Source organism: Pseudomonas sp. GZD-209 (genome assembly GCF_049310485.1).
Lineage (GTDB): Bacteria > Pseudomonadota > Gammaproteobacteria > Pseudomonadales > Pseudomonadaceae > Aquipseudomonas > Aquipseudomonas sichuanensis.
This window is the reverse complement of the sequence record NZ_JBMOWQ010000151.1, coordinates 18,355-44,134: the sequence shown is the minus strand read 5'-3', so window position 1 is coordinate 44,134 and position 25,780 is coordinate 18,355. Positions and strand designations below refer to the sequence as shown.

Sequence of the window (25,780 nt, the reverse complement as noted above, 5' to 3'; positions counted from 1 at the left end):
TTTCGAAAAGTATGTTGGGAGTTGAACAAGGCTAACACCTCCAACTCGATGGAGAAGTAGCCGTGAGAGTCCGCTTCGGGTCGATAGCAGTCTGTCGAGAGTGGCCCCTGTCGACCCACAGCTGTCACTGATGAACAGCAGCATCCCTTTCTAGAGCCAGCGCCTGACCTGTCTGCAGTGAGGTAGCCCGTATCACCGTGGCAGCATGCGCCTGAGGGTGTTGTCCTTGATCAAGTAGTGGTGTGCCAGGCCTGCGCAAGCATGAAAACCAATCAGTGCGTAACCAGCGTTACATACCAGCTCATGCCAGTCCTTCAGTGTTCTGGCCAAAGCAGGATCGACAGGAACAGGCGAAGGCAGAGTGATGCCCCAGTACGGTAACGGCTTACCCGCAGCGCTCAGCATCAGCCAGGCTAACAGCGGAGTAACGATCATCAAACCGTACAAGGCCAGGTGCGTGATGCTGGCCATCACCACCTGCAAGGCAGGTGGCGTGGGCAGGATGGGAGGACGTGAGCTCAGCAGACCAATCAGGCGTACCCATACCAACGCGAAACCCATCTGCCTCGGTGAGCCCCCCCATATGGTCAAGCAGCACCGTCAGGCAACTACAGGCCACCTGTCCTTCACAAGTCAAATGTGTCGGGGCGCTGGGGATGCGTCTGGCTGGTTGGAGTTCTTTCTTGCTGATAGCACGCTTGCCGGGGTTCCCTCTGACAAGCTTCAGCTCTGTCGGGGTGGGTCTTCTCCCGGCCATTTTTGGTCTCAAAAAAAATCATTTCATTTCGCGGGTATGCGCACGGAGAAGGGCGATCGGTCAAGAAAGGTTTTGCGGAAAACATTTTCACCCCCCCTACCCCTGTCATGGGTCCCGCAGCGCCTGGAAGTCCTCAGGATGGCCGGTTCCAGTGGTGCCGTGGGTTCAGCGGCCTGCCGCTGACGTCGCACACAACCTCACGGCCTGACTTCTCCAGGCGCTGCTTGTAAGAGCTGTGGCTGTTGGTGCAGAGCGACTGCCAGTTGGTCCGATCCCGGAAGAGGGCCATGTCACCGCGGTGTGGCTGGATGTGGTCGACGACGGTGGCCGACTTGTTGATGCCTGACTGCTTACAGCGCACGCAGAGCGGGTTCTTGCGCAACCAGCCCTCGCGAGCTTGCTGCCACTGGTAATCGTAAGGTCTGGGCTGTTTCTCTCTATCACTCAATGACACGGACATCTGTCACTCCTGCGCATTGCGCGACAAGAGTGGTCCGGAGTGGCCGCTAGGCTTTACCACGCCATCTAAACCACCAAGTCAGGGATAGTGCGTTGCCATGCGACACTCCATGCCAAATGCTCGCATAAAGGCCGACGCTCTTAGCCTTCACCATCACGAATAGTGACCTTCACTCCCGTAGCCACGATCTCGTACTCAGCTTCGGAGATCCTCCTCACAGCGCCACCCGTGCGTATTTCGAAATGCTTCAGCCCTTCATGTCGAATCATCCCGCTTGATGATCGCTCAACGACCTCATCCTGGTAGATGTTGATCACGTACTCCAAATTATCCGTGCCAACTCCAACGACCTTCCCAACATATTTGTCTGCCATGTCTGAATTCCTTACGTGAACTGTCAACGTAGCGGAAACCCAACCGGGTGCTTTTCGACCGCGCCCTTAGGCCTCAATTGAATGATAGACATGTTGCCTCGCGCGCCTTGAAACGAGACGGGCGTGAACGGTGGCGCGATCAATCGACTCTCACGATTTTGGCGACGTTTCCTTTAGCTCTACAAACCAGAATGGCAGCGAGCAAGTAGAACGCGGTGTTGAACCAGGACGCGTCGGCGAAGTCGTCGTGCAGCATCATGCGGCCGATCAGGCTCACGAACTGCATCGCGCACGCGGCCCAGCCCTAACTTGTAACGGGCACCGGGATACGGCCGGTAGCGTAGACCAATCATCACGAAGATGACGGCGCACAAGGCAGCCTGGATAACGGCAACCATTCAACCCTCCTTCCTGGCTGGCAGGCGGAAGACCCATTGCAGCCAGCGCGGCATCTGGCCGGTCTGCATCCACTCCAGCAAGCCGGAGAACGTGACCACACACAGAACGCCGCAGACAAAGGCCGAGAAACCCGCTGTTTGCGTCCATGCCCGGCCCATCAGCTCAGCGGCACCGAAGTAGCCGCCGATCCGGCCATTGGATTGATTGAGCAGCATGCGATTGCCCTGCTTCAGGAACTCCCGCTCGACTGGGGTCAAGCTCTTGCGCGGTAGAGCCGCTGCGACGTTATTCATGGCCACCTCCTGGCTCTGAATCTTGATTGCGCATCCTCCCTTGGGATGGATCCTGAAAAACGCCACAGCCCGCGTCGGCACTGGCGTCGGCGGGCAATGACGGAGTTTCCTGTCTCGGCTATGTCTCGGTGTGCAGCACAGTAAAGCCGTGCTGGTCGAGCTGCTGATGCCAGGCCTCCAGGGCGCGGCGTTTTAGGGCCTCGGCGGTGGTGTGGATATAGGTGGCGTCCAGATCCTTCATGGCGTGGTTGAGCAGCAGCTCACCGACCATGTAGTCCACCCCCAGGTCGGTCCAGGCCGTGCGGGCTAACTTGCGCAGATCGTGGCTCGACCACGCGCCCTGGGCCAGGTCGGTGAACAGGGTGCTGGCCTTGCTCGGGCTCAACGGCGCACCGTGGCTGCCGGGGAACAGCAACGGACCCGCGTAGCCCTGGGCGGTCTGCAAATGCTGGTAGCGGCGTAGCAGCGCACAGGCCTGGGCGGTCAGTGGCAGCGTGTGCTCGGCCTTGGTCTTGGTGTCGCCCGCCGGGATGAACCAGCGCCCCGCGTCGAGATTGAGATGACGCCAGCGCGCCAGCCGGGTCTCCCCCAAGCGCGAGCCGTGGCATAGCATCATCAACGCCAGCATGCTGCCCGCCGGCTCGACCTCGAAGCGTTGGTTCAGCCGCGCCAGCAGGCCCGGCACATCATCTCCGCGCAGCCGCGCCGGCTTGGGCCGGATCCGCGTCCGCACGAAGTCGGTGAACTTGAGCGCCGCCAGCGGGTTGGCCGCCAGCAGCTCCAGGCGCAGGGCCTGACGGAACGCCACCGCGAGCACCCCATAGACCGAACGCACGAAGGACAGGGCGTAGCGCTCCTGCAGCGGCCACATCAGCTGCTGGTCTATCAGCTGTTTGTTGATCGCATCCAGGCGCTGGTCCCCCAGGCGCGGCAGCAGGTGACGATCCAAGGCCGACCTGACGCTGGCCTTGCGCTTGGCCGACAGCCCCCGATCCCGGTTCATCCGGGCGCGGTACCACGCCAGCACCTCGCCCACGGTCGTCCAGCTGGTGGTGGTGGACTTGGCGCTGGCATCGGCCGCCCGGCGCGCCAGGATCGCCGGCAGCGTGGCCAGCATGGTCTTGGTGTTGATGCCCGGGTAATCCCCGGCCTTGCCCCAGCGCTGGCGAAACACCACGTGCCAGGCGCCTCGGGTGCGGTCGGTGGTCGAGTAACGGAAGCGCAGTTCGCGGTGGCGAGTATCGCGCAATTGACTTGCATCGCCGGCGGCGTGCCGGCGGATCTCGGCATCGCTGAGGGTGACGGTCAGGGTTTTAGAACCGCTCATGGCCCCCTCCCTTGTAGCGCTGGGCATAGCTGCCCCGCCCCGCCTCGATCTCGTCGTCGCAGGGCAGCGAGCCCATAAAGTCGGCAAAGCGCCCGTATTGCCCCTCCTGCTGGACGATGCAGCTGCCGACACGGGCGTGCCGGCACTTGGTCATGAGAATCTCGGTCAAGCCGTTCTGGCCTTCCTCGCTGTCCATGTCGCGATGGACCATCAGGATGCAGCTGGCGTCAGCCTCGATCTCGCCGGAGTCGCGCAGGTCGCTGGACTGCGGTTTCTTGCCCACCCGCTTGGTGGATTCGCGGTTCAGCTGCGCCAGCTCGATCACCGGGATGGCCAGTTCCTTGGCCACTTGCAGCAGCGCCTTGCTGATCTGCCCCACCTCCTCGTTGCGGCTGCGGCCGGCGCGGTCGCCGCGCACCAGCGTCAGGTAATCGACCACGATCCCGGCCAGGCCGTGCTCGCGCTGACACTGCCGCGCCGTGGCGCGGATGCTGGCCGGGGTCTGCACCGGGTCATCACAAACGAACAACGGCGCCTGCTGGGCCTGGGCCACTGCGCTAACCATCCGCGCCCAGTCGTCGTCCTGCATCCGGTCTGGGTTGTCCAGCCGCTGGAGGGACACGCCGCCCAGCGAAGCAATGGCGCGCAGGCCCAGTTCTTCGCCCGGCATTTCGATGGAGAACACCAGCCACGGCTGCTTTTCTTTGACGGCGTTGTGCTGGGCGATCTGCAGGGCCAAGGTGGTCTTGCCGCTGCCGGGTAGGCCGGCGATCACCGTCACCTTCTTCGGGCGGATGCCCTGCACTAGCTCATCCAAGGTGTCGAGGCCTGTGCCGGGCCAGGCCGGTGCGTTGCCGTTCAACTTGTCATCGACCAGTTGCGCCGCCGCCCCCATCCACGCGTCCAGGCGCTTGAAACCCTTGGTCTCGCCGTCCAGGTCACGCAGTTCGGCCATGGCCTGTTGCGCCGTGGCGATCACCTCGGCGGTGGGGGCGCCCGCCTCCACCATGGTCTCGGCCTGGCCGGCAATGTCGAGAATGTGGCGGATAACGCCCCACTCCTTCACGTGCTTGGCGTAGGCCTTCCAGTTAGCCATCGAGGGTACGTTGCGGGCCAGCTCGGCGGCGTAGGCCATGACCGAGTCGCTGCTGGGCAGGTGGCGGCGCACCATGCTCACGGTCACGGGGTCGATGGGCAGGTTGCGCTCGCGGCATTCCTGCATCGCCTCGAACAACGCCGCGTTATCGTCACGGTAGAAGTCACTGGCTCGCACCTGGCCGAGGATGTCCTCGACCAGGCCGGTATCCTGGTGCAGGCCCGCCTGCAGCACCGCGCCGAGCACACCATGTTCGGCTTCGTCGCTGAACAACGCCCTCATGCCACCGCCCTCATCGAGGACCAAGTGAAGCCAACCGCCATGCCACCGTTCTGGCGAAGGCGGTCCAAGGCGCGGTCACCGATGTAGGCCTTCAGTCCGTCGACACCCAGGTTGCTGATCAGCACCGTCGGCAGGACCGCCTGATACCGGCGGTCGACGATGGCGTGCAGCAGCGCCAGCTCGTACTCGCTGCCCTTCTGACAACCGACCTCGTCGATCACCAGCAGGTCCAGGCCGCCTAGGTGCAGCACCACGTCCCGGTCGGTGTAGCCCGAGGTGGCGACCATCGAGGCGCGGGCAAGGCTGATGATGTCGCTGGCCGGAATGATCAACGCCCGGCACTGGTCGGCCACGACGGTGCGCACAATTGCGCTGGCCAGATGGGTCTTGCCGCAACCGACGTTGCCGGTCAGCAGCAGCGAGCGGCCGGCACGGAAGTGCACCGGGAAGTGTTCGGCGTAATCGCGACACTTGCTCAAGGCCTTGCGCTGCTGATCGGTGTCAGCGACATAGCCGTCGAACGTTGCGTCAGCGAAACGCGGCGTGATGCCCGCCCCGATCAGCGCCGCGGTGGTGCGCTCAGCGCGGGCCTGACGCTGGGCCAGCGCGTAGGTCTCGGAATCGCGCGCAGCCAAGTGCAGCGCCTCCCACTGGCAGCGCTTGCAGCCGCGCACCAGCAGCGAGCCGTCCAGTTGCTCGACTTCGCTCATGTCGACCTCGCCATGCGCGGGGCACTGACCAGTGAACGCTCGCTTGGCCGGGGCGCGGTGGAACAGATCAGAAATTTGCACGGCCATCGGTGCTCTCCAGGTACATGTCAGGGGTGTGTTGCGGCAGGTCGTTGAATGACCCAAAGTGCGCGGCGTGGCCGGCGGGCTGAACAACGTCGTGCCAGCGCTCGCCGTTGAGCCAGGTCGAGGCCAACGGGATGTACTGGCCGCCAGCCTTGGTCCAGTCCCGAGAGGCACAGTGCTTGGCGAGCGCGGCGATCATGAGTGTCTGCAGGTCGACAGTCGGGTTGAGTTTGTTCCAGGCCTTCAGCGCCTCCTTGCGACTCCTCTTTTTCGGGTACAGCTTCCAGAATTGATCGAACCCAGCGGCATCGAAAATGCACACAGGTATAGGTTCTTTGACTGGTTCAAAAGAGTGACTGGTTCTGGTGCTTTCTGGGCCTACACCCCCTCTAGGCTCTGGGCCTACACCTGTGCTTTCTGGGCCTACAGGGGGGCTGTTTCGGCCTACACCTGAAAGTGTCAGGGTATACAGGTTGGTGGAGTTCCCTTTCGGACCATCCCGATTCTCAATTCGAAGCAGACCTTGGGCCTCCAACTGCTTGATGTGCTTGCGCACGGTACTGCGGTCGATCTCGCATTGATCAGCGATATGTTGATACGACGGCCAGCACTCGCCCTGATCGCTGGCGTTGTCCGCCAGCTTGATCAGCACCAGCTTGCGCAGCGGATTGCCAACTGCGGTATTCATGGCCTTGACCATTAAATCCATGCTCACGGGCTCAAATCTCCAACACAGCGGTGATCCGCTGAACAAACAGGTCGTACGGTTCTGCCAGGGCGATGCCCTCGTCTTCCAGGTCGGCGCGTCGACGTTTCGCGGCCTCGTAGATCAGCCGGCGATCATACTCAGGAAGACGGCTTGCCCTGGCCTCCACTGAGGTGTGCCCGCCGGCTGCGGTTGCGCGGTGGGGTTCCGCCAGCAGCTCGAAATCCACCTCGCTGATCCCAACCGAGTCAGTCGGGTGAGGACCGAGAAACGGGATGGTGTTGTCGATCATCGCGTAGACCTCGACTTGATCTTGAAACGGTCCTGCGGAATTTCCGGGTGAGTGGCACGCTCGGCCGTGACGTACACGCACTGCGCAACGAACTGATCGAAGCGGCGCGTGATTGCTGCTCTGGGCCAGATAGCGAAGGGCTGTCCGCCTTCGCCTGCGTGCCGGCTGCGCACCATAGCGAATGGCAGCGGCGCGCCGGACACCTCGCGCATCACCGCATTGACCACCCACACAGGTAGGCCGTGACGGTGGTTGATGCGGTCGCGGATCGAGGTGATGGTCTCAAAGCCGCTGGGCACGGAGTCGAGATAGCGGACCTGCTCAAGCCTGGCTGTGCGATCCTCGACACGCTCCAGCGCCACTTGCTGCTCGGCCTGCTGACGCTCAAGCGTGACCATCGTCTGCGCCTGCACCAGCAACTGCTCAGCAGGTGTCATCGGCCGCTGATAGCTGCCTGTCTTGCGAATCGATGGGATGACCTCCCCTGCAACCCACATTTGCAGAGGAAGTGCGCCAGGCTTGTCGGATCTGCCCAGGAAGAAATACAGGCCCTGCTCGCTGAGCACAGCCATTTGCTGACTACCTGAAGGGGTCACAACGGATGTGACCCCCCGCCACTGATCAGGAACATGCTCAATGCGGCTGGTGCCATTCCAGACATACTCCAACTGCTCGGCAATGTCCTTCGCCACGAACCACGGCTCGCCAAGGTCATCGGTCACCACACGAATCGGGGCGCCCTTGAAACTGAACGGAACCAGGTTCATGCCGCACCTCCCGCGCCCAAGCTTTCAGCCTCCTCGTACTCTCGGGCTACCGTCAGGGCTGCGGCATCTACCAGTCCCCGGACATGTGCAAGCGTGAAGTCGTCGCTGTAGAGCAGTTCGTAGCTGGCGTGGTAGATGACCTGCGCCAGCACTACCTCAGGTGGCTGGCAATCTGCAGCCGCTTGGCCGCAAACAAGCTTGTAGACAGTATCGAAGAAAAACGAGTTGCCCTTGAGCTCTGGCGCTTCCGATGGGCTAGCAGTGCTCATGCCTCACCTCCCGCATCACGTTTCGATGGGTTTGATTGTCGTGGCGCGCAACCATCGCGGCACATTGATACCCTCTCCAGATAGGTCCTGCCCGGATACTCGGCATCGCGACAAGAGAGAATCAGGTCTTTGTGCATAGAGGCCGATAGCTGAACACGCTCGAACTCATCAGCTCGGCCAGCGCAGCCCTGAATGAAAACCCGAGCGCCTGGGAACAATGGCTGAAGCATTTCGAAAAGCTCCGTGGCGAGACCAAGATTCATGCAGGGCGCCCAGGAGCTGATGAATTCCATTTCTTCAAATTCGACGCAGACCGAGTGGTAAATGAAACCCCTGATTTCCGGCTGACTATCTTGCGGGTCCGGTGGTGGAGTGTTATTTTTCGGGTGCAGCATTTCGTCGTCTCCTTTCTCAAAGACGATTGGTATTTGCAACCTGCGCCAACAGGTTGCGGCTTAAAGGCTCAGCTTCGGCTGGGCTTTTTTGTGTCAGGCGTTTTTCAATCCACCATCGCACAAAGCCCAAAAGTGCAACCCCCGGTCAGAGAGCTGCTCTGACCTACCCCGGACGGGGCAGCGAAATTGACTTTCGTGCGCGCATATCACACCCCCTCAAAAGTGAAAGCCCTGCCTCTCTTAGTGCAGGTGCATAGGGCACTGATTTCGCCAAGCCTCAGGAGTTTTTTCCGCGCATGCGCGGGTCTTTCGAAAGCCATTTCCCTAACAGTGTCCAGGGAATCTCCAATTTCGAGCAGGCCGGTGAGAGGCTGAGAAAATTGTCCTACCGTTCTCTCGAGAAACCTTTTAATCGGGCTTAAAGATTGGCCTTCACCCTCAAAAAGATTCCGCATGCAGAACCTTTCGAATCGAAGCTTGCGGCCGCCGGCTAATGGTCTCCACTTCGGCGAATTTCCATAAGGGGGGGAAACCACCTGTGAATTCATACAGTCCCACCTACAGCACTGGATGGATGAACAGACCCATTAAGGTGCTCTGCAAAACCGGTGAAGGCAGACATAATCAGCTCAAGGTCGGGGCGTGGAGCGACCTGGTAGCCGCTGCTTGGAAATGCTTTCAATTCAAAGGCTTCAAACCGCCCATCTGGAGAGCTACGCACGATAATGTGCCTGCCACTTCTGACGGCTTTGCTGATTGCGGCCTGGCTGGTGCCAAGCCTTTTGGCGGCCTCTTCCTGGCCATACTGACCAACGAAATCTGCCAATTGAATGGGTGTCATAGCGTCACCTGAAAACGGCTTATGACACATAAAATAACCGCTAGTAGTAAATATGTCTATACCTTCGGTTTTGGTAATTTACTACCATCGGTTCTAGGATAAGCCCATGAAAAAACGACCCCTTACTCCACAGCAGGCCGAAGAATGCGCCAAGTTGAAGCAGGCGTTCACCTCAAGGGCCAACCGCAAGATCACTCAGGAGCGTATTGCAAATGAGCTCGAGATCAGCCAGGCAGGCGTAAGTCACTACCTGAACGGAGTAAACCCACTGAATGCTCGAGTCGCTGCGGCGTTCGCGAAGCTACTTGAGGTGCCGGTTTCAACGTTCAGTCCTCGCCTCGCCCAAGAGATCGATTGGACGAGCGAGGCTGCTCGCATCGGGGCCAAAGCCAGGTCCGGAGCTGAAGCCAGCAACGTAAAGCTTGCGCTTCAACCAGCCATATCATTTCGCTACCCGGTGATCAGCTGGGTAGCGGCGGGTGATTGGGCTGAAGCTGTCGAACCCTTTCCCCCAGGGTACTCTGACAGGTATGAAATCTCCGACTATGAGTCCAAGGGGGTAGCGTTTTGGCTTGAGGTTAAAGGCGACTCAATGACTGCCCCATCCGGGCCCAGCATCACCGAAGGAATGATGATACTGGTAGATACCGAGGCAGAGGCTCACTCCGGCAAGCTGGTGGTAGCCAAGCTAACCGACAGCAACGAAGCGACATTCAAGAAGTTCATCGAAGACGCCGGCCGGAAATTCCTGAAGCCGCTAAATCCCGAGTATCCGATGATTCAGGTTAACGGAAACTGCAAGATAATCGGTGTGGTAGTCCGCGCAATGATGAAGCTGTAACGCTAACCCACTCGAACCTTGAGGCCCGCATCTGCGGGCTTTTTTGTGCCTCCAATAAAAATACAACCATTGGTATTGACATTTATTTATAACCGCCAGTATTGTTCATTCGACACGAACGACCAGGGATACGTAAATGCAAGTGATCGGAGGATGGCAAGGCGAGAGCGGAGGATTGCTTGCGCCACGAGAGCTGGAAGGTCTTCTTCATTGTGCAAGCGGGTGCACTATCAAGGAAGCCGCGAAAAGAATGGGCATTAGCCCGGAAACGCTGAAAAAGCGCCTTGATTCAGCCAGATTGAAACTCAAGGTGGCCAACCTTCGCGCCTTGGTCGGCGAGGCATTTCGACGCCAGATAATCAGCCCCGCCGCAACCACCCTGGCACTGATCATGGCCATCCACGGGATGATCGATGACAACCAGGTGATGCGAGTTCGCCGTGGCGGTAACGGCGGCGAGCGAAAGATTGAAACCCGTGTAGCGACCCGGCGCGCCGAGTGCGCCATGGCGGCGGCCTGATACCCGCAGCCTGACCTGATCCACCCCTGATTTTGCGAAAGCCAACAATCGCGGTAGGCCCCCGGCTTGCCTGAAAAAAGGAGATTCACCTTGTTGATCTTGACCCGACGCATCAGCGAATCCACCCGTATCAACTCCGACATTGCCGTCACCATCCTCGGCGTGAAGGGCTCCCAGGTCAGGCTGGGGATTCAAGCTCCGGCCGGGGTGCCGGTCCATCGAGAGGAGATCTTCGACAAGATCGTGGACCAGGGCGGCACCCTGCCGGCAACCCTGATCAGCAGCAGCACCGATCCGGTTGACCTGTTCATCCAGCTCAACCCTTCCGGGCTGGCTGAGGAGCACCTGGTCAAAGGCAGGGAAAGCTTCGTCGACGCCTGCACGCGCGCCCACTATGCAGTCTTCCTGGCCGGGTACACCGCGGCGCAAGGTGGCCTGCAATGAACAACCATCCCAAGCCAACCCTGAACGAGTTCGAGGACCTGGGCGAGCGCCTGGTGCGCTTCGGCAAGGCTCTGCAGGACAGCACCACCAGCGTGGGTCGACTTAATCAGCTGGCCCGGGAGTGCGGCATCACACTGCGCCTGCGCGCCGTTGCCGAAATGGAGGGCGCCACCCATGGGCAGTCTCGCTGAAATGGCGCTGGAACAAGCCCGCCAGCGGATCAGCGGGAAGCCAGCGAAAGCGCCTACATCGAAGGCACCGAAAATTAGCGCGCCGGCGCCGGACGCCAGGCCGCGCAGCCTGGAGGTGGTCGTCACCGGCCCCATCAACCACTTCATGTTCCTGGAGGGGCGAAACTGGGCAGTCGACATGGTCGCATCGCTCCGCGCCTCCCCAGTTGCCGTGGTGACAGGGCGCTTGGCCGGTGCTGCAGTGGATCGGCCCGGCAGCTATGCGGCTGGCATCCAGTCGGTGATCAAGGAGCTGAAGGAGGCCTTGCAATGAAACGTCGAGCAATCAGCCCTGCCGCCCTAACCGCTGTCGGCCAGCCACTGGCGGGCCGGCTCTTCGCGGGGCGTATCTTCTTCGACGGCGCCGAGCATGCCGTCATCGATGCAGGGCGCGAGTTCGAGGCTGAGGCTCAGTGGTGGAACCTGCCTGGCCCACGCCTGAATGTCCGTGTTGCAAAGTCTTACTTCGATGGCCGGGTGAACACTCAGGGAATGGCCGAGGCCGGAAGCTCGATTGCCAAGAAGATCCTGGGCATGACAATCCGCGCCCCCAGCGACTGGCACCTTCCGAGCATCGAGCAGCTGCAGGTGATGAGGGCCAATCTCCTGCAGCTAACGGACTGGGGTAAGCATTGGCCGGCGGATGGTGCTGGCGGGCCTGCGCAGGCCTTTGCGCCACAGGAGTACTGGGACAGCACACAGAAACCCACCGCTGGGAGCTCCCGGTGCCTGCACATGCTGCCCTGGTGCGTGCCTGACACCAACTGGTCTAGCAAGTGCAAGGGCATCCGCCCGGTGCGCACGCTGCTGATCAGCCAGGAAACTTTCGTGCATGCACTGTCGACCGATGCACCGGTCACCGAGGCGGTCCTACGCGGCCTGGCCAACCAGGTGGCGGTGGCCACCGTGCTCGAGCGGTTCGTGAACGAGGATACTGGCAAGCTCTACGGCCGGACTGAGGCCCTGATAGCGGAGCTCGCGGCTCTGGCTGCTGGCACTGTCGTGACAGACCAGCGTAACAACCAGAACCTGACGCATCAGGCGTCGAACCACAGTGTCGATTGAGGCTCAACCATGGCTAAAGTCATAGCTCATATCACCGCCAGCCTACCCAGGCTCATGGAGGTGGGCGAGTATCGGAAGCTGCGCTACGCCGGCGGCAAGCCGAGCTTGCAGCAACTTAAGAAATGGATTGATGAAGGAGAGTTAGCAGGCGAAGTCCGCGGCGGAATGTACTTCGTCGACCTTCAATCCGCCGTGATCGGTTCGAACGACCCGCTCTTGGCTCAAATGCTGGATATTTGAAATGGCACCACGACCGCGTAGCCCGAAGAACAAGACGCTTCCGCCCAACTTGTACCCAAACGGGAAATACTGGCGATACAAGAACCCGATCACCGGGAAGATGACCAGCATCAACAAGCCGTATGACGAGGCGGTGCGCCTGGCAAAGGCCGCCAACGCCAAGCTGGCTTTCCTTATGACCGACAACGGCGAGATGCTGGCCACCATCACCGGCGACCGCCTGCCGACTATCGGCAACCTGATCGATCGCTTCGAAACCGAGTGGCTGCCCGAGCGCGGCTATGCGCGGTCGTCGCTGGACGAGATAGGCTACAAGCTCAAGCGCTACCGGGCGGATATCGGGCACCTGCTGGTGGGCCAGTTCGACGTTCTTGCCGCCGCCGAGTATCTGGACCAGTTCAGCAACAACGCCTACACGAAGCACCGCAGCCTGCTAGTCAGCCTGCTGACCTTCGCGATCGCCAAAGGCATGACCGAGCGCAACGCCGCTGACATGACTCTGCTCAAGAAAGCGGCAAAGAAGAAACGCCAGCGCCACACTATTGAAGGTGTGCAGAAGATCCTGGACGCAGACACCACACCGGGGTGGCTCAAGCGCGCTATCCGGTTGGGCCTGACCAGCCTGCAGCGGCGCGAAGATATCGTGACATGGAAGAAGTCGGCGGTTGACCTGATCAAGAACACCATCAAGGTATCCCCTGGGAAGACCGACAACTACGACACGCCGATCCACTTGCAGATCATCATGGGTAAGGCACTGCGCGAGACGGTGAACGAGTGCTTTCGGTCGCCAATCATTTCGCCCCTCCTGATCCATTACCGCCCGAAGGCGCGCCGACAGGACCAGATCGAGGCGAAAGAACATTGGACGGCGGTCACCCCTGATTACCTGTCCAAGAGCTTCAGGAAGGCCAGGGACGCCGCGAAGGCATACGAACACCTCGATCTCGAGGAGCGCCCAACCTTCCATGAGATCCGAGCCCTGGGCGCCTGGCTGTACGAGCAGCAGAAGTTCTCGACCGAATATGTGCAGTTGCTGATGGGGCACGCCACTGCTGAGATGACCGAGCGGTACCAAGACGGGCACGCACCGAAAGAAATTCAGTACGTCGAAGTGAAGGCTGATCTGGCCATCTGATGAACGGCGGGGCCGGCATAGACCAGATTGAGGTGGGTGGTTTTGCAAAAGTTTTGCAAAAGTTTTGCAAAAACAAAAAGGGCGACCCTCTCGGATCGCCCTTCAAGTGCCCGGAAACCGGGGCTTTTGTTTGGTAGGCACAATTGGACTCGAACCAACGACCCCCACCATGTCAAGGTGGTGCTCTAACCAACTGAGCTATGTGCCTGTCGTGTGGGGCGCATTCTACGCGTTACAAAATCGCTGTCAACGCTTTTTTTCACGCTAAGCTACTGAATCTTAAAAATATTTGAAAAAGGATAGCGGCAGGGTCGGCGTAAAGGATTTTCACCGGACGACTAGCGGGTGTTTATTATTATTGATAGCATCGGTACATTCGTTAAAAATATAAAACACGAGGTTCCTCGAGCATGGCCACTACCCCCTACCCCCAGTCCTACTACGCCGCCTCGGCTAACCCGGTGCCGCCACGTCCGGCGCTGCAGGGTGAGGTGGAAACCGATGTGTGCATCATCGGTGCCGGCTACACCGGCCTGTCCAGCGCCCTGTTCCTGCTGGAGAACGGCTTCAAGGTGAGCATCGTCGAGGCCGCCAAGGTCGGTTTCGGCGCTTCGGGCCGTAACGGCGGCCAGATCGTCAACAGCTACAGCCGCGACATCGACGTGATCGAACGCACCGTCGGCCCTAAAGAAGCACAACTGCTGGGCAAGATGGCCTTCGAGGGCGGGCGCATCATCCGTGAGCGCGTGGCCAAGTACAACATCCAGTGCGACCTGAAGGACGGCGGCGTGTTCGCCGCGCTGACCAGCAAGCAGATGGGGCACCTGGAATCGCAAAAACGCCTGTGGGAACGCTTCGGCCACACCCAGCTGGAACTGATGGACCAGAAGCGCATCCGTGAAGTGGTCGCCTGCGACAGCTATGTCGGCGGCATGCTCGACATGAGCGGCGGCCATATCCACCCGCTCAACCTGGCCCTGGGCGAAGCCGCGGCGGTCGAGTCGCTGGGCGGCATCATCTATGAGCAAACCCCGGCCATCCGCATCGAGCGTGGCGCCAACCCGGTGGTGCACACCCCGCAGGGCAAGGTCCGCGCCAAGTTCATCATCGTCGCCGGCAACGCCTACCTGGGCAACCTGGTGCCGGAACTGGCCGCCAAGTCCATGCCGTGCGGCACCCAGGTGATCACCACCGAGCCGCTGGGCGAGGAACTGGCCCGCACCCTGCTGCCGCAGGACTACTGCGTCGAGGACTGCAACTACCTGCTCGACTACTATCGCCTGACCGGCGACAAGCGCCTGATCTTCGGCGGCGGCGTGGTCTACGGCGCGCGTGACCCGGCCAACATCGAGGCGATCATCCGCCCGAAAATGCTCAAGGCCTTCCCGCAGCTCAAGGACGTGAAGATCGACTTCGCCTGGACCGGCAACTTCCTGCTGACCCTGTCGCGCCTGCCGCAGGTGGGTCGCATTGGCGACAACATCTACTACTCGCAAGGCTGCTCGGGCCACGGCGTGACCTACACCCACCTGGCGGGCAAGGTGCTGGCCGAGGCCCTGCGCGGCCAGGCCGAGCGCTTCGACGCGTTCGCCGGCCTGCCGCACTACCCGTTCCCGGGTGGCCAGATGCTGCGCGTGCCGTTCAGCGCCCTCGGCGCCTGGTACTACAGCCTGCGTGACCGTCTGGGCTTCTGACAGACCAATCGCAACAAACCATCGCGGGGCAAGCCCGCTCCCACGCCGGTATCTAATCTGCGTGGGAGCGGGCTTGCCCCGCGATTTTTCCCCTCAATGCCCCAGGCTATTGACCGCCTGCTTCGCCGCAATCTCCTGGCCCGAGCGCGCAAGCTCATCCGCCGCCTGCAACCAGCGCTGGCGATCCACCTGGGCCGGCAACTGCCGAGGCGACTGCACCAGCACCGCCCAACTGCCCTCCTTGGCCCACGCCGACTCGAAACTGTCGAAGCTCATCAACTGCCGCCGGTGCATGCCTGCGCGCAGCAGTACCCGCTGCTTGTAGCGGTCATAACCGATCAGCACGGCGTAGCGTGGCTCGCTCCACCAGACCGAACCCTCCTGAAAACGCAGCAGCACCGGGTAACCGGCGGCCACTTGCGCCAGCAAGGCGTCAAGCCGCTTGTCCAGCGGGTACACGACCATGCCGTATTCACGCGCTACCTTGGGGATCGTGCTGTCCAGCGACTCGGCGGCCCCAGGCAGGCCCAGTGGCTTGTCCAGCAAGCCCGGGGTGATCGGCGCGCCCTTGGCCGACAGCACCGCCGCCAAGGCCATCGATCCGCTGTGGTTGGCATTGCCGCGGTAGAACGGCACGCTGCTGATCTCGACCCGCTGCGGCAGGCTCTTGAGCGCCGCCGGGGGTGTGCTGGCGCAGCCGGCCAGGGCAGCGGCCACCAGGCAAGCGGCAAGCAGACGACGGGGGCTCGAACCTCGGGACGTGGGAAGGTCTTGCAACATGGGCACTCGCTTGTTCCGACGCCAGGCGGATGCCGCCCGGCCATGGCCACCGATCATAGGCCGCCACCGCGCCCGGGTATAGCCCGGGCCGTGCTTGGAACCAAACGGCCCAAGCACTCGACCTTCGGTCAATGGAACGTCACAGGCGCCGGGCTAGACTATCAACTGTGTCCGGGATGACGCGCTGCCCGTCACCAAGAAGGAGGCATTCATGACCCTGTCCATGGCAATCCTCATGTTGGTCGGCATGTGGCTCAGCGTTGCGGCTGCCATGCTCTGGGGCGTGCTGCGCATCGTGCGGCGGCACTCCCATCCCCACCACCTGCCCACGCCGCCCCTGGCCAAACCCCAGCAAACACGCCGTGCACGGCGGCATGCGGGGGCGCACTGAGGTTCAGGTGCCGCTCTTCAAACGACTGAACGCCCGGGTCAGCTCGCGGTTGAACGCCTTGTCGTTGTCGTTCTTGCTGTACAGCCGCGCCCGAACCGCAGCCGGCGGGTAGGTACCCGGGGCATTGCGGATCTGCGCATCCACCAGGTTGTCGGCCGCCGTGATGGCGTTGGCGTAGTGGATGGTATCGGTGATCGGCGCAATCACCTCCGGGCGCATCAGGTAATCCATCAAGGCCCAGGCCGCTTGCGGATGCGGTGCGTCCTTGGGCACCACCAATGCATCGAGCCAGATCAACGTGCCCTCGCGGGGGATGCTGTAGTCCAGGCCGAACGGCTTGCCGGCCTGCTGCGCCTGGGCCTGGGCAATGGCCACGTTGCCGTTCCACGACATCGCCACGCAGGTCTCGCCATTGGCCAGGTCATTAATGTTGCGGTCGTTGTCGAAATAGCGGATGTACGGGCGCACCTTGCGCAGCTGCGCCTCGGCGGCCCTGAGGTCCTCCAGCCGCTGCTGGTTGATGTCCAGGCCCATGTAGCGCATCACTGCGGCGAACACTTCGTTGGGGTCGTTGAGCAGGCTGACCCCGCAATCGGCGAATTTCGCCACCACCTGCGGGTCGAACAGCATCGCCCAGCTGTCCTTGGGCGCGTCGGCCAGTCGCGCGGCCACCGCCTGCTGCTGGAAGCCCACGCCGGTGGTGCCCCAGGCGTAGGTGCCGGCGTAGCGGTTGCCTGGGTCGAACACCGCCATGTGCTCGAGAAACGCCTCCCCTACCCCTTGCAGGTGCGGCAAGCGCGACTTGTCCAGCGGCTGCAACGCGCCGCTGGCGATGGCCCGGCTCAGGTGCTGGCCGGCGCTGAGCACCAGGTCGTAGCCGCTGCCGCCGGTGAGCAGCTTCGTCTCGGCGGTTTCCAGCGAATCGAAATGGTCGGCCACCACGCGGATGCCGGTTTCCTTCTCGAAGTTGGCCAAGGTGTCCGGGGCCAGGTACTCGCCCCAGATGTACAAGTTGACCGTGGGCTTGTCGGCATCGGCGGCCGTGGCCGCCGACACCATGCAGCCCAAGGCGAGTGCGAGGGCCAGGCGGTTCATCAGCGGCGCCCCCCGGCGTATTGCGGCATGGTGATGCAAGCGACGTTGCCGCCACCGAGCAGGATCTCGCGGCTGTTGTCGATGCCGATGATGCGGTGGCCGGGGAACAGCTCGGCCAGGGTGGCCTGGGCGATGTTGTCGTTGCGGTCGCCGAACAGCGGTACGACGATCGCCGAGTTGCCGGCGTAGTAGTTGATGTAGGAAGCGCAGATCTGCGTGCCCGCCTGGCGCACATGGGTGCCCTCGACATGGTCCAGGCCCGCCGCCTCTTCAGCCGTCCAGCGCAGCACTTCGGGCTGCGGCAGTTTGTGCACCTTGAGCGCGCGGCCACGGCTGTCGCGGGTGCTGCGCAGGATGTCATAGGCCTCCTGGTAGATCTCCCACTGCGGGTCGTCGCGGTTGTCGGTCCATTGCAGCACCACTTCGCCTGGGCGCACGAAGCAGGCCAGGTCGTCGACATGGCCGTCGGTTTCGTCGAACTTGCACCCGCGCGGCAGCCAGATCACCTGCTCGGCGCCGAGGTAGTCCTGCAGCCGGCGGGTCACCTCGCCCTTGCCCAGGTAGGCGTTACGGTTGCGGTTGAGCAGGCACTGCTCGGTGGTCAGCAGGCTGCCTTCACCGTCGCTCTGGATACCGCCCAGCTCGGCGATCAAAGGCGCGCGGTAGCGGTCGAGGTTTTCGATCTCGAGGATCTTGCGGGCGATCTGGTCATCCTTGTCCCAGGGGTAATAGAGGCCGCCGTCCAGGCCGCCGTAGGCATTGAACTCGAAGTCCACGCCGCGCACCTCGCCGCTTTGATCGTTGACCACGAAGCACGGCCCGCTGTCGCGGAACCAGGTGTCGTTGCACGTCATCTCCACCACCCGCACATGGGCCGGCAGCAGGTTGCGGGCGTTGGCGTACTGGGCGGCGGAGGCACAGACCGTCACCGGCTCGCTGCTGGCGATGGCGGTGACGATCTCGACCCAGACCTTCTGCGCCGGTTTGCCGCCATTGCGCCACACATCCGGGCGCTCCGGCCAACCGAGCCAGCAGCCGGCCTTGGCTTCGAATTCGCCAGGCAAGCGGAAACCATCGGCCTTGGGGGTGGTGGTGAGCGAACGTGCCATGGGTCAACCTCGGTATCGGTGAGTGATGACTGCACGCTACGCCGCGGCGCTTTTGCCTTCCAACGATGAAAACTCAGCGATAGCTGAATTGAATTCAACTATCGCCCAGCTGTTCGATGAACCATTCGATGAATTGTGCCACTGCGCCGCGCTCCAGGCGCAGGCGCTCGCACACCAGCGCGTACTGCCCCTGGGCGGTGACGCTGGCGCTGAACGGGCGCACCAGGCGGCCACTTTGCAGGTCGGCCTGGCAGGTGAGGTTATCGCCCATGGCCACGCCCTGCCCCAGTAACGCCGCCTCCAGCGCCAGGGCGGCGTGGGGGAAATACAGCTGCCGGGTGGGCAAGGCGTCTTCGGCGTGGGTGGCCAGCCAGGTGGTCCAGGTGCGGCCATCCTGGTCGTCGTGCAACAGGCAATGGCGCACCAGATCGCGCGGGCGCTTGAGCCCGCCCTGGTTGAACAGGCCCGGGCTGCACACCGGGAAGAACTGCAGCAGCGGCAAGGGCCGCACGAAGTGGGTGCTGGCATCCAGGGTGCTGGTGCCGTAGGTGATGGCCAGGTCGACGTCCAGCGCCGGGGCGCCGGCGTCGATCGGCTGGTCGTGCAGGTGCAGGGTGATGTGCGGGTAGCGGCTGCTGAAATCGGCCAGCCGCGCCACCAGCCATTTCTGCGCCAGCTCCGCGGTTACCGCCACCCGCAGCACGGCCTGGGACGCCGGGTCGCGCAGCTCGTCGCAGGCCTTGCCGATCAGTTCGAAGGCCTGCTGCAGGTGGTGCAGCAGGCGCTCGGCCTCGGCGCTCGGGCGCACCTGACGGCCAACCCGCTCGAACAGGGCGACGCCGAGTTGTTCTTCCAGTTGGCGGATCTGGTGGCTGACGGCGCTGTCGGTGACGCACAGCTCGGCGGCGGCGCGGCCGAAGTGGCCATGGCGGGCGGCGCATTCGAAGGTGCGCAGGGCGGTGAGGGATGGCAGGCGGCGCATGGGCGTAAGCCTTGTATTTGTTATTGGGGCTGCTGCGCAGCCCTTTCGCGGCACAAGGCCGCTACAGGAATACGCATTCCTCTGTACCACGAAAGGACCGCAACGCGGTCCCCGGATCATATCGCCAACCTCGACTCACTGGCGCAATGAAATTTATCTGCTATTTTTTCATGAAAATAATCAAAATAAATTTCACGAGGCACCGGCATGTTCAAGCAATCCGCCCAGCACGTCGCCAGCTACTACGCCCAGACCTACCCCAGCGCCATCCCCCTGCGCCCTACCCTGCAAGGCCAGCACGACACCGATATCCTCATCATCGGCGCCGGTTTCAGCGGCCTGCACACTGCCCTGCGCCTGGCCCTGGCCGGTAAACGCGTAACCCTGCTCGAAGCCAGCCGCGTCGCCTGGGCCGCCTCCGGGCGCAATGGCGGCCAGGCCCTGCCGGGCTGGTCCTGCGACATGCCACCGCTGGAAAAGGCCCTGGGCCTGGAGCGCAGCCGGCGCCTGTGGGACAGCATGTGCTGGGCCGCCCGCGAGATGAGCGAGTTGCCGGCGCGCCACGGCTTCGACATCGACTACCGCCTCGGCAGCCTGTGGACTGCAGTGCTGCCGAGGCGGGTAAAGCTGCTGGAGGAAGCGCAACGCGACGCGGCACAGAAATTCGGCTACGACTGCCTGCGCCTGATCGGCCGCGACGAGCTGCCCGAGTGGATCGACAGCCCACGCTACCAGGCCGCCCTGCTGGACCCCAACGGCGGCCACCTCAACCCGCTGAAACTGGCCCAGGGCCTGGCCGCCACCATCGAACAGGCCGGCGGGCACATCTTCGAACAGAGCCAGGTGCTCGACTATCAGGAAACGGCCGAAGGCTTCGTCGCTCGCACCGACAAGGGCCAAGTGCGCAGCAGTGTGCTGGTGCTGGCCTGCAACGCCTACATCGACCGCCTCGACCGCAACCTGGCGCGGCGCCTGCTGCCGGTGGGCTCCTACCAGGTGGCCACCGCGCCGCTGGACGCCGACTTCGCCGCCTCGCTGCTGCCGCGCAACAGCTGCGTGATCGACAACCAGTTCGTCCCCGACTACTTCCGCCTCACCCCAGACCACCGCCTGCTGTTCGGCGGTGGCTGCACCTACCTGGGCGGCATCCCCAAGGATGTCGCCGCCGCCACCCGCCCCTATCTCGAGCGGGTGTTCCCGCAACTGCGCGGGGTGGCCATCGAACATGCCTGGGGCGGCCATATCGACTGCAGCATCCAGCGCACCCCGGACATCGGCCGCCAAGGCCAGCGCTACTGGCTGCAAGGCTTCTCCGGGCACGGCGTGCTGCCGACCCTGGCCGGGGCGCGGGCGGTCAGCGACGCGATCCTCGGCGACGACGATCTGCTGGCGCTGTACCAGGGCATCGATAACGGCCGCTTCCCCGGCGGCGACCTCCTGGCTGCGCCACTGGAGGCTGCGGCCAAGGCCTGGTACAGGATGCGCGACCATGTCTGAGTTGACCGACGACAGCCAAGCCCTGGCGCGGCTGGTGCGCGACCTGCGCAAGCACCGTGGCCTGACGCTGGACGAGCTGGCCGGGCGGGTCAACCGCTCGCTGGGCTTCCTCTCGCAGGTCGAACGCGGCCTGTCGCGCCCGACCGTGGCCGACCTCACCGCCATCAGCGAAGCCCTGCAGGTGCCGACCACCTACTTCTACCAGGCCGTGCCGCCACGGGAGATCGACTGGGTCACCCGCCCCGGCGAGCGGCGCACCCTGTACTACGCCGCCGGCGTCACCGACGTGCTGGTCTCGCCCACCCTCAAAGGCCGCTTCGCCATGCTCGAAAGCCACCTGGCACCCGGTGCCAGCAGTGGCGATGGGCACCTGGACGACAGCTCGGAACAGGGCGGCTTCGTCCTCGAAGGCGAGCTGACGCTGTGGCTCGAAGGCGTTGCCGAGGCCGTCACCCTGTACCCCAACGACAGCTTCCAGCTGCCACCACACAGCCAGTTCCGCTACGCCAACCTCACCACCGAGCCGACCCGGGTCCTCTGGGTCTTCCGTTAAGAGCATGACCATGACAACTACAAAAACAATGCCCGACCTGCTCAGCGAAGTCCGCGCCTTCCGCGCCCAACACCCGCAGGTGCGCTACGTCGACCTGATCAGCCTGGACATCCCCGGGCACTTCTACGGCAAGCGCTACCCCATCGACATGCTGGAAAAGGTCGCCGCCGGCAGCCCCCTGAAGCTGCCGCAGAACTGCGTACTGCTGGGCGTGCAAGGCGGGCTGTTCCCGATTGGCGACTACTGCTTCAACGACGGCGACCCTGACGCCCCAAGGCGCCTGGTGCCCGGCACCCTCAAGCCGGTGAGCTGGGAGCGCGAGCCGCTGGGGCAGATGCTGATCACCTCCGACGGCACCGCCGCACCCATCGAATTCGAACCGCGCGAAGTGCTCGCCCGCGTGCTGCAGCGCCTGGAGCGTCGCGGCATCCGCCCGGTGGTGGCGTTCGAGCTGGAGTTCTACCTGTTCGACCGGGCGCTCAAGGAAGGCCTGCCGCAGTTCCCCCACGACCCGTTCAGTGCCGACGCCGACGACCAGCCGAACATGCATATCGAGCGCCTGTCACGCTTCTCCGACGTGCTGCGCGACATGGTCGAGACCGCCAACGCACAAGGGGTGGACGCCAACGTCATCACCGCCGAGCTGGGCCCGGGCCAGTTCGAGATCAACTTCGGCCACTGCGACGACGGCCTGCGCGCCGCCGACTGGGCGGCGCTGTTCTGCCGCAGCACCCGCGGCGTGGCGCTCAAGCACGGGCTGCGCGCCTCGTTCATGAGCAAGCCGTACCTGCAGGCGCCGGGCAGCGGCATGCATGTGCACGTCAGCCTGTACGACCCGCAAGGCAACAACCTGCTCGCGGCCAACGAGCAACGCCCGTTGCGCCACGCCGTGGCCGGCTGCCTGGAACTGCTGCCGCACTGCATGCCGATCTTTGCCGCCAACCACAACGCGTTCCGCCGTTACGGCGCCATGGTCAATGCCGCCAGCCGCGCCAGCTGGGGCTTCGAAGACCGCGACGCGTGCATCCGCATCCCCGAGTCGGACCCCCGCAACCTGCGTATCGAGCATCGCCTGGCGGGGGCGGATGCCAACCCGTACCTGGTGCTGGCGGCGATCCTGTGCGGTATGGAGCACGGGCTCGATGCCGGGCAGGAGCCGATTGCGCCACTGAACGACGACCGCAGCAGCGGCATCGATTTCCCCAAGGACATGCTCGGCGCGGTGGCAGCCATGCGCGGGCATCCGGCGGTGAATGAAGGGTTGGGGGCGGAGTTCGTGATGGTGTATTGCGAGAACAAGCGCCAGGACCATCTGGCGTTCATGCAAGAGGTGAGTGCGCGGGAGTATCGCTGGTTCCTTTAAAGACAATCGCGGGGCAAGCCCGCTCCCACGCTGCCATAGATCCAGAGATCCAGAGATCCAGAAATCCAGAGATCCAGAGATCCAGGGATCCAGAGATCCAGAGATCCAGGGATCCAGGGATCCAGGAAAATGGACTGCCCCCATAAGTAGGAAATAAATCCAACGCCTGGGGGCAGTCCACAACGTGGGAGCGGGCTTGCCCCGCGATGGCGTCAGTGCTGACAACACATACTTGGCGGCTTACCATGTACCGCCTCTAGCGCGGCCGTTTGCCGCACCCCTGTCTTCCAGCCTGCCGACCCCCATGCCTTTCGAACTCACCGTAGAACCGCTCACCCTGCTGATCCTCGCCCTGGTCGCCTTCGTCGCCGGTTTCATCGATGCCATCGCCGGCGGCGGCGGCCTGCTGACCACGCCCGCGCTGCTCACCGCCGGCATGCCACCGCACCTGGTGCTGGGCACCAACAAGCTCAGTTCCACCTTCGGCGCGGCCACGGCCAGCATCACCTACTACCGGCGCAAGCTGTTCCACCCGGCGCAGTGGCGCCAGGCGATAGCCGGCACCCTGGCAGGCGCGCTGCTGGGTGCGGTGGTGGCCCATTACATGCCGGCCGAATGGCTGAACAAGATGCTGCCGGTGATCGTCTTCGCCTGCGGCGTCTACCTGCTGTTCGGCGGCACGCCCAAGGCGCCGCTGGACGCCGATGCGCCGATCAAGAAGAAATGGCAGTTCCCCCAAGGCTTCACCCTGGGCTTCTACGACGGCGTCGCCGGCCCCGGCACCGGCGCGTTCTGGACCGTCAGCACGCTGCTGCTCTACCCCATCGACCTGGTCCGCGCCAGCGGCGTGGCGCGCAGCATGAACTTCGTCAGCAACATCGCGGCGCTGACGGTGTTCATCATTTCCGGGCAGGTGGACTACGTGGTCGGCCTGTGCATGGGCCTGTCGGTGATGGTCGGCGCGTTCTTCGGCGCACGCACGGCGATCAGCGGCGGCAGCAAGTTCATCCGCCCGGTGTTCATCGCCGTGGTGCTGGCGTTGACCGTACGCCTAGCGTGGCAGCACTGGTTCGGCCAGGCCTAAGCGCCGCGCCACATACAAGTCGATCAGGTAGCGGGCGATGGAACGCCCCGCCGGCAACGGCGGCAGCTCATGCACATTGAACCACTGCGCATCCTCGATCTCGTCCGGCTGCATGACGATCTCGCCACCGGCGTACTCGGCATGGAAACCCAGCATCATCGAATGCGGGAACGGCCAGCACTGGCTGCCGACGTACTGGATGTTCTTCACCTCCACCGCCACCTCTTCGCGCACCTCGCGCACCAGGCAGTCCTCGGCCGACTCGCCCGGCTCGGCAAAACCGGCCAGGGTGCTGTAAACGCCTGTCACGAAACGCGGCGAACGCGCCAGCAGCACCTCGTCGCCACGGGTGACCAGCACGATCATGCTCGGTGAAATGCGCGGGTAGCTGCGCAGGTCGCAGGGCTGGCAGTACATCGCCCGCTCCCAGTGGATCTGCGCCATCGCCTGGCCGCAACTGCCGCAGAAACGGTGTTCGCGGGCCCAGGTGCCGATCTGCGCGGCGTAGCCCAGCACCTTGTAGGTGTCGAAGTCGCCTTCGAGCATGAACCGGCGCAAGCCCTGCCAGGTGCAGCCAGGCACCTCGCCGGCGCTGCGCAGTTCGAGCAGGAACACCGGCTGGCCGTCGAAGTGGCCGATGCCGTGCTCGCACAGCACGTCCAGTGCCTGACGCTTGAGCCACTCACGGGGGAACAGTGCGCCGTTGGCGTCCACCAGGAACCCTTCCGGGCTACGGGCGACGGCCAGCCCCCCGGTGATCTGCGGGTCGAGTACTGCGGTTGTCCAGCGTGCTGACATCGTTGCGGTCCCTTGAAGGCGCCCGCCAACGGGGTCAGTCGGCGAACGTCGGTTGCTGTTTGCTCATGTGGGCGGCCACCGCCACGCGCAGGTCTTCGGACTGCAACATGGCGGCGTTCCAGGTGGCAATGTACTCCAGGCCATCGTCGACGCGATGGTCACGCATGTAGCTGATCAGCTCCTTGGTGCCGGCCACCGCGATCGGCGATTTTGCGGCAATCTCGCGGGCGATGGCAAAGACTCCGTCGAGCAATGCCGCGTGGTCGGCATAAACCCGGTTGACCAGGCCGATGCGCAGCGCCTCTTCGGCATCGACCATCCGCCCGGTAAAGGCCAGCTCGCGCATGATGCCGTCGCCGATGATACGCGGCAAACGTTGCAGGGTGCCGACATCGGCGGCCATGCCCATGTCGATTTCCTTGATCGAGAACTGTGCGTCGCTGGCGCAGTAGCGCATGTCGCAGGCCGAGACCAGGTCGATGGCGCCACCGATGCAATAACCCTGGATCGCCGCCAGCACCGGCTTGCGGCAGTTGTCCACGGCGTTGAACGAGCTTTGCAGGCGCAGGATGGTGCGGCGTAGCAGGCGGGCGTTGCGGCCGACGTCCTTGCCCAGTTGGCCGGCCAGCGAGGCCAACATCATCAGGTCGATGCCCGAGGAGAAATGCTTGCCGGCGCCGCTGATCACCACGGCGCGCACCGCGTCGGTGTCGTCGATCCACTGGAAGATGTCGACGATCTCCTCCCAGAAGGCGGCATTCATCGCGTTGATCTTTTCCGGGCGGTTGATCTGCACATGGGCAATGTTGTCGGTCAGTTCAACCTTGAATGCGGTGTATTCGGTCACGGACGGCACTCCTGTGGGGAAAGGGTTCACGGGCCGGATCTTAGCGCACCCGCAAGG

At 63.1% G+C, this 25,780-nt stretch carries 33 protein-coding genes, 1 tRNA gene and 1 pseudogene; 14 read left to right on the top strand and 21 right to left on the bottom strand.

What is annotated here, in order from left to right; translation table 11 throughout:
* Positions 1-192: 192 nt before the first annotated feature.
* The 14 genes and pseudogenes from ACO6VM_RS18035 to ACO6VM_RS17970 form a co-directional block, all read right to left on the bottom strand.
* Positions 193-555: pseudogene (locus ACO6VM_RS18035) on the bottom strand (cytochrome b); the annotation flags it as partial.
* Between the two features lie 335 nt (positions 556-890).
* Positions 891-1,217, bottom strand: coding sequence for an HNH endonuclease (locus ACO6VM_RS18030; protein WP_422403598.1), 327 nt, complete (start codon positions 1,215-1,217; stop codon positions 891-893).
* Between the two features lie 140 nt (positions 1,218-1,357).
* Entirely contained in the window at positions 1,358-1,591 is a 234-nt protein-coding gene (locus ACO6VM_RS18025) for a hypothetical protein (RefSeq protein WP_346647877.1), read from the bottom strand.
* A 139-nt stretch (positions 1,592-1,730) separates the two neighbouring features.
* On the bottom strand, positions 1,731-1,868 hold the full coding sequence (locus ACO6VM_RS18020) for a hypothetical protein (protein WP_422403597.1): 138 nt from the start codon (positions 1,866-1,868) through the stop codon (positions 1,731-1,733).
* A gap of 121 nt (positions 1,869-1,989) precedes the next feature.
* The gene (locus ACO6VM_RS18015; protein WP_422403596.1) at positions 1,990-2,283 is read right to left on the bottom strand and encodes a hypothetical protein; all 294 of its coding nucleotides are present in this window, start codon (positions 2,281-2,283) and stop codon (positions 1,990-1,992) included.
* 118 nt (positions 2,284-2,401) lie between these two features.
* Complete coding sequence (locus ACO6VM_RS18010) at positions 2,402-3,610, bottom strand: tyrosine-type recombinase/integrase (RefSeq protein WP_422403595.1); 1,209 nt, start codon at positions 3,608-3,610, stop codon at positions 2,402-2,404.
* Positions 3,597-4,988 carry a replicative DNA helicase gene (locus ACO6VM_RS18005; protein ID WP_422403594.1) on the bottom strand — a complete coding sequence of 464 codons (1,392 nt, stop codon included), beginning with the start codon at positions 4,986-4,988 and terminating at the stop codon, positions 3,597-3,599. Before ACO6VM_RS18005 ends, ACO6VM_RS18010 begins: the two co-directional genes overlap by 14 nt.
* A complete protein-coding gene (locus ACO6VM_RS18000; protein WP_422403593.1) occupies positions 4,985-5,785 on the bottom strand; it encodes an ATP-binding protein in 801 nt (266 codons plus the stop codon). Before ACO6VM_RS18000 ends, ACO6VM_RS18005 begins: the two co-directional genes overlap by 4 nt.
* Complete coding sequence (locus ACO6VM_RS17995; RefSeq protein ID WP_422403592.1) at positions 5,766-6,497, bottom strand: helix-turn-helix domain-containing protein; 732 nt, start codon at positions 6,495-6,497, stop codon at positions 5,766-5,768. Before ACO6VM_RS17995 ends, ACO6VM_RS18000 begins: the two co-directional genes overlap by 20 nt.
* Positions 6,498-6,501: 4 nt before the next feature.
* Complete coding sequence (locus ACO6VM_RS17990; protein ID WP_422403591.1) at positions 6,502-6,780, bottom strand: hypothetical protein; 279 nt, start codon at positions 6,778-6,780, stop codon at positions 6,502-6,504.
* A complete protein-coding gene (locus tag ACO6VM_RS17985) occupies positions 6,777-7,547 on the bottom strand; it encodes a Bro-N domain-containing protein (protein ID WP_422403590.1) in 771 nt (256 codons plus the stop codon). Before ACO6VM_RS17985 ends, ACO6VM_RS17990 begins: the two co-directional genes overlap by 4 nt.
* Entirely contained in the window at positions 7,544-7,816 is a 273-nt protein-coding gene (locus ACO6VM_RS17980) for a hypothetical protein (protein ID WP_422403589.1), read from the bottom strand. Before ACO6VM_RS17980 ends, ACO6VM_RS17985 begins: the two co-directional genes overlap by 4 nt.
* Entirely contained in the window at positions 7,813-8,211 is a 399-nt protein-coding gene (locus tag ACO6VM_RS17975; RefSeq protein WP_422403588.1) for a hypothetical protein, read from the bottom strand. The genes ACO6VM_RS17980 and ACO6VM_RS17975 overlap by 4 nt, the downstream gene beginning before the upstream one ends.
* 544 nt (positions 8,212-8,755) lie before the next feature.
* A complete protein-coding gene (locus ACO6VM_RS17970; RefSeq protein ID WP_422403587.1) occupies positions 8,756-9,052 on the bottom strand; it encodes a Cro/CI family transcriptional regulator in 297 nt (98 codons plus the stop codon).
* Between the two features lie 106 nt (positions 9,053-9,158).
* On the opposite strand from ACO6VM_RS17970, the gene ACO6VM_RS17965 reads away from it, so the two are divergent.
* The 8 genes from ACO6VM_RS17965 to ACO6VM_RS17930 all read left to right on the top strand — a co-directional run bounded on the left by ACO6VM_RS17965 (position 9,159) and on the right by ACO6VM_RS17930 (position 13,530).
* Complete coding sequence (locus ACO6VM_RS17965) at positions 9,159-9,893, top strand: LexA family protein (protein WP_422403586.1); 735 nt, start codon at positions 9,159-9,161, stop codon at positions 9,891-9,893.
* Positions 9,894-10,029: 136 nt separating this feature from the next.
* The gene (locus ACO6VM_RS17960) at positions 10,030-10,413 is read left to right on the top strand and encodes a response regulator transcription factor (protein ID WP_422403585.1); all 384 of its coding nucleotides are present in this window, start codon (positions 10,030-10,032) and stop codon (positions 10,411-10,413) included.
* Positions 10,414-10,503: 90 nt separating this feature from the next.
* Entirely contained in the window at positions 10,504-10,857 is a 354-nt protein-coding gene (csrA, locus tag ACO6VM_RS17955) for a carbon storage regulator CsrA (protein WP_422403584.1), read from the top strand.
* Positions 10,854-11,048: a hypothetical protein gene (locus ACO6VM_RS17950; protein WP_422403583.1), complete on the top strand. Its 195-nt coding sequence runs from the start codon at positions 10,854-10,856 to the stop codon at positions 11,046-11,048. The genes csrA and ACO6VM_RS17950 overlap by 4 nt, the downstream gene beginning before the upstream one ends.
* On the top strand, positions 11,032-11,361 hold the full coding sequence (locus ACO6VM_RS17945) for a hypothetical protein (RefSeq protein WP_422403582.1): 330 nt from the start codon (positions 11,032-11,034) through the stop codon (positions 11,359-11,361). Before ACO6VM_RS17950 ends, ACO6VM_RS17945 begins: the two co-directional genes overlap by 17 nt.
* Complete coding sequence (locus tag ACO6VM_RS17940; protein WP_422403581.1) at positions 11,358-12,152, top strand: hypothetical protein; 795 nt, start codon at positions 11,358-11,360, stop codon at positions 12,150-12,152. Before ACO6VM_RS17945 ends, ACO6VM_RS17940 begins: the two co-directional genes overlap by 4 nt.
* A 9-nt stretch (positions 12,153-12,161) precedes the next feature.
* Entirely contained in the window at positions 12,162-12,392 is a 231-nt protein-coding gene (locus tag ACO6VM_RS17935; RefSeq protein WP_125859073.1) for a hypothetical protein, read from the top strand.
* A 1-nt stretch (position 12,393) separates the two neighbouring features.
* A complete protein-coding gene (locus ACO6VM_RS17930; protein WP_422403580.1) occupies positions 12,394-13,530 on the top strand; it encodes a tyrosine-type recombinase/integrase in 1,137 nt (378 codons plus the stop codon).
* Positions 13,531-13,661: 131 nt separating this feature from the next.
* On the opposite strand, the gene ACO6VM_RS17925 is transcribed toward ACO6VM_RS17930, so the two are convergent.
* Positions 13,662-13,738 (bottom strand) — tRNA-Val (locus ACO6VM_RS17925).
* Between the two features lie 202 nt (positions 13,739-13,940).
* On the opposite strand from ACO6VM_RS17925, the gene ACO6VM_RS17920 reads away from it, so the two are divergent.
* A complete protein-coding gene (locus ACO6VM_RS17920; protein WP_110994738.1) occupies positions 13,941-15,224 on the top strand; it encodes an NAD(P)/FAD-dependent oxidoreductase in 1,284 nt (427 codons plus the stop codon).
* Between the two features lie 93 nt (positions 15,225-15,317).
* Here the strand turns inward: ACO6VM_RS17920 and ACO6VM_RS17915 are convergent, their stop codons facing one another.
* Positions 15,318-16,061, bottom strand: a complete 744-nt coding sequence (locus ACO6VM_RS17915; RefSeq protein ID WP_401060092.1) for a peptidase C39 family protein — start codon at positions 16,059-16,061, stop codon at positions 15,318-15,320.
* Between the two features lie 154 nt (positions 16,062-16,215).
* On the opposite strand from ACO6VM_RS17915, the gene ACO6VM_RS17910 reads away from it, so the two are divergent.
* Positions 16,216-16,395 (top strand): hypothetical protein, encoded by a 180-nt coding sequence (locus tag ACO6VM_RS17910; RefSeq protein ID WP_258642165.1) that lies wholly within the window; start codon positions 16,216-16,218, stop codon positions 16,393-16,395.
* A 3-nt stretch (positions 16,396-16,398) separates the two neighbouring features.
* Here the strand turns inward: ACO6VM_RS17910 and ACO6VM_RS17905 are convergent, their stop codons facing one another.
* The 3 genes from ACO6VM_RS17905 to ACO6VM_RS17895 form a co-directional block, all read right to left on the bottom strand.
* The gene (locus ACO6VM_RS17905) at positions 16,399-17,490 is read right to left on the bottom strand and encodes an extracellular solute-binding protein (RefSeq protein ID WP_125464490.1); all 1,092 of its coding nucleotides are present in this window, start codon (positions 17,488-17,490) and stop codon (positions 16,399-16,401) included.
* The gene (aguA, locus tag ACO6VM_RS17900; protein ID WP_401060090.1) at positions 17,490-18,599 is read right to left on the bottom strand and encodes an agmatine deiminase; all 1,110 of its coding nucleotides are present in this window, start codon (positions 18,597-18,599) and stop codon (positions 17,490-17,492) included. Before aguA ends, ACO6VM_RS17905 begins: the two co-directional genes overlap by 1 nt.
* 94 nt (positions 18,600-18,693) lie before the next feature.
* Complete coding sequence (locus ACO6VM_RS17895; RefSeq protein WP_110994733.1) at positions 18,694-19,581, bottom strand: LysR substrate-binding domain-containing protein; 888 nt, start codon at positions 19,579-19,581, stop codon at positions 18,694-18,696.
* Between the two features lie 207 nt (positions 19,582-19,788).
* Here ACO6VM_RS17895 and ACO6VM_RS17890 point away from each other — a divergent pair, with 207 nt between their 5' ends.
* From ACO6VM_RS17890 to ACO6VM_RS17875, 4 genes are all read left to right on the top strand, one after another.
* Positions 19,789-21,078 carry an NAD(P)/FAD-dependent oxidoreductase gene (locus ACO6VM_RS17890; protein ID WP_401060088.1) on the top strand — a complete coding sequence of 430 codons (1,290 nt, stop codon included), beginning with the start codon at positions 19,789-19,791 and terminating at the stop codon, positions 21,076-21,078.
* A complete protein-coding gene (locus tag ACO6VM_RS17885; RefSeq protein WP_401060086.1) occupies positions 21,071-21,631 on the top strand; it encodes a helix-turn-helix domain-containing protein in 561 nt (186 codons plus the stop codon). The genes ACO6VM_RS17890 and ACO6VM_RS17885 overlap by 8 nt, the downstream gene beginning before the upstream one ends.
* A gap of 10 nt (positions 21,632-21,641) precedes the next feature.
* On the top strand, positions 21,642-22,994 hold the full coding sequence (locus ACO6VM_RS17880) for a glutamine synthetase family protein (protein WP_401060084.1): 1,353 nt from the start codon (positions 21,642-21,644) through the stop codon (positions 22,992-22,994).
* A gap of 304 nt (positions 22,995-23,298) precedes the next feature.
* Positions 23,299-24,078 carry a TSUP family transporter gene (locus ACO6VM_RS17875; RefSeq protein WP_401060082.1) on the top strand — a complete coding sequence of 260 codons (780 nt, stop codon included), beginning with the start codon at positions 23,299-23,301 and terminating at the stop codon, positions 24,076-24,078.
* On the opposite strand, the gene nudC is transcribed toward ACO6VM_RS17875, so the two are convergent.
* A complete protein-coding gene (nudC, locus tag ACO6VM_RS17870; RefSeq protein WP_401060080.1) occupies positions 24,046-24,876 on the bottom strand; it encodes an NAD(+) diphosphatase in 831 nt (276 codons plus the stop codon). The two genes, ACO6VM_RS17875 and nudC, sit on opposite strands and share 33 nt — an antisense overlap.
* Positions 24,877-24,910: 34 nt before the next feature.
* Positions 24,911-25,723 (bottom strand): crotonase/enoyl-CoA hydratase family protein, encoded by an 813-nt coding sequence (locus ACO6VM_RS17865; RefSeq protein ID WP_110994728.1) that lies wholly within the window; start codon positions 25,721-25,723, stop codon positions 24,911-24,913.
* Positions 25,724-25,780 lie beyond the last annotated feature (57 nt).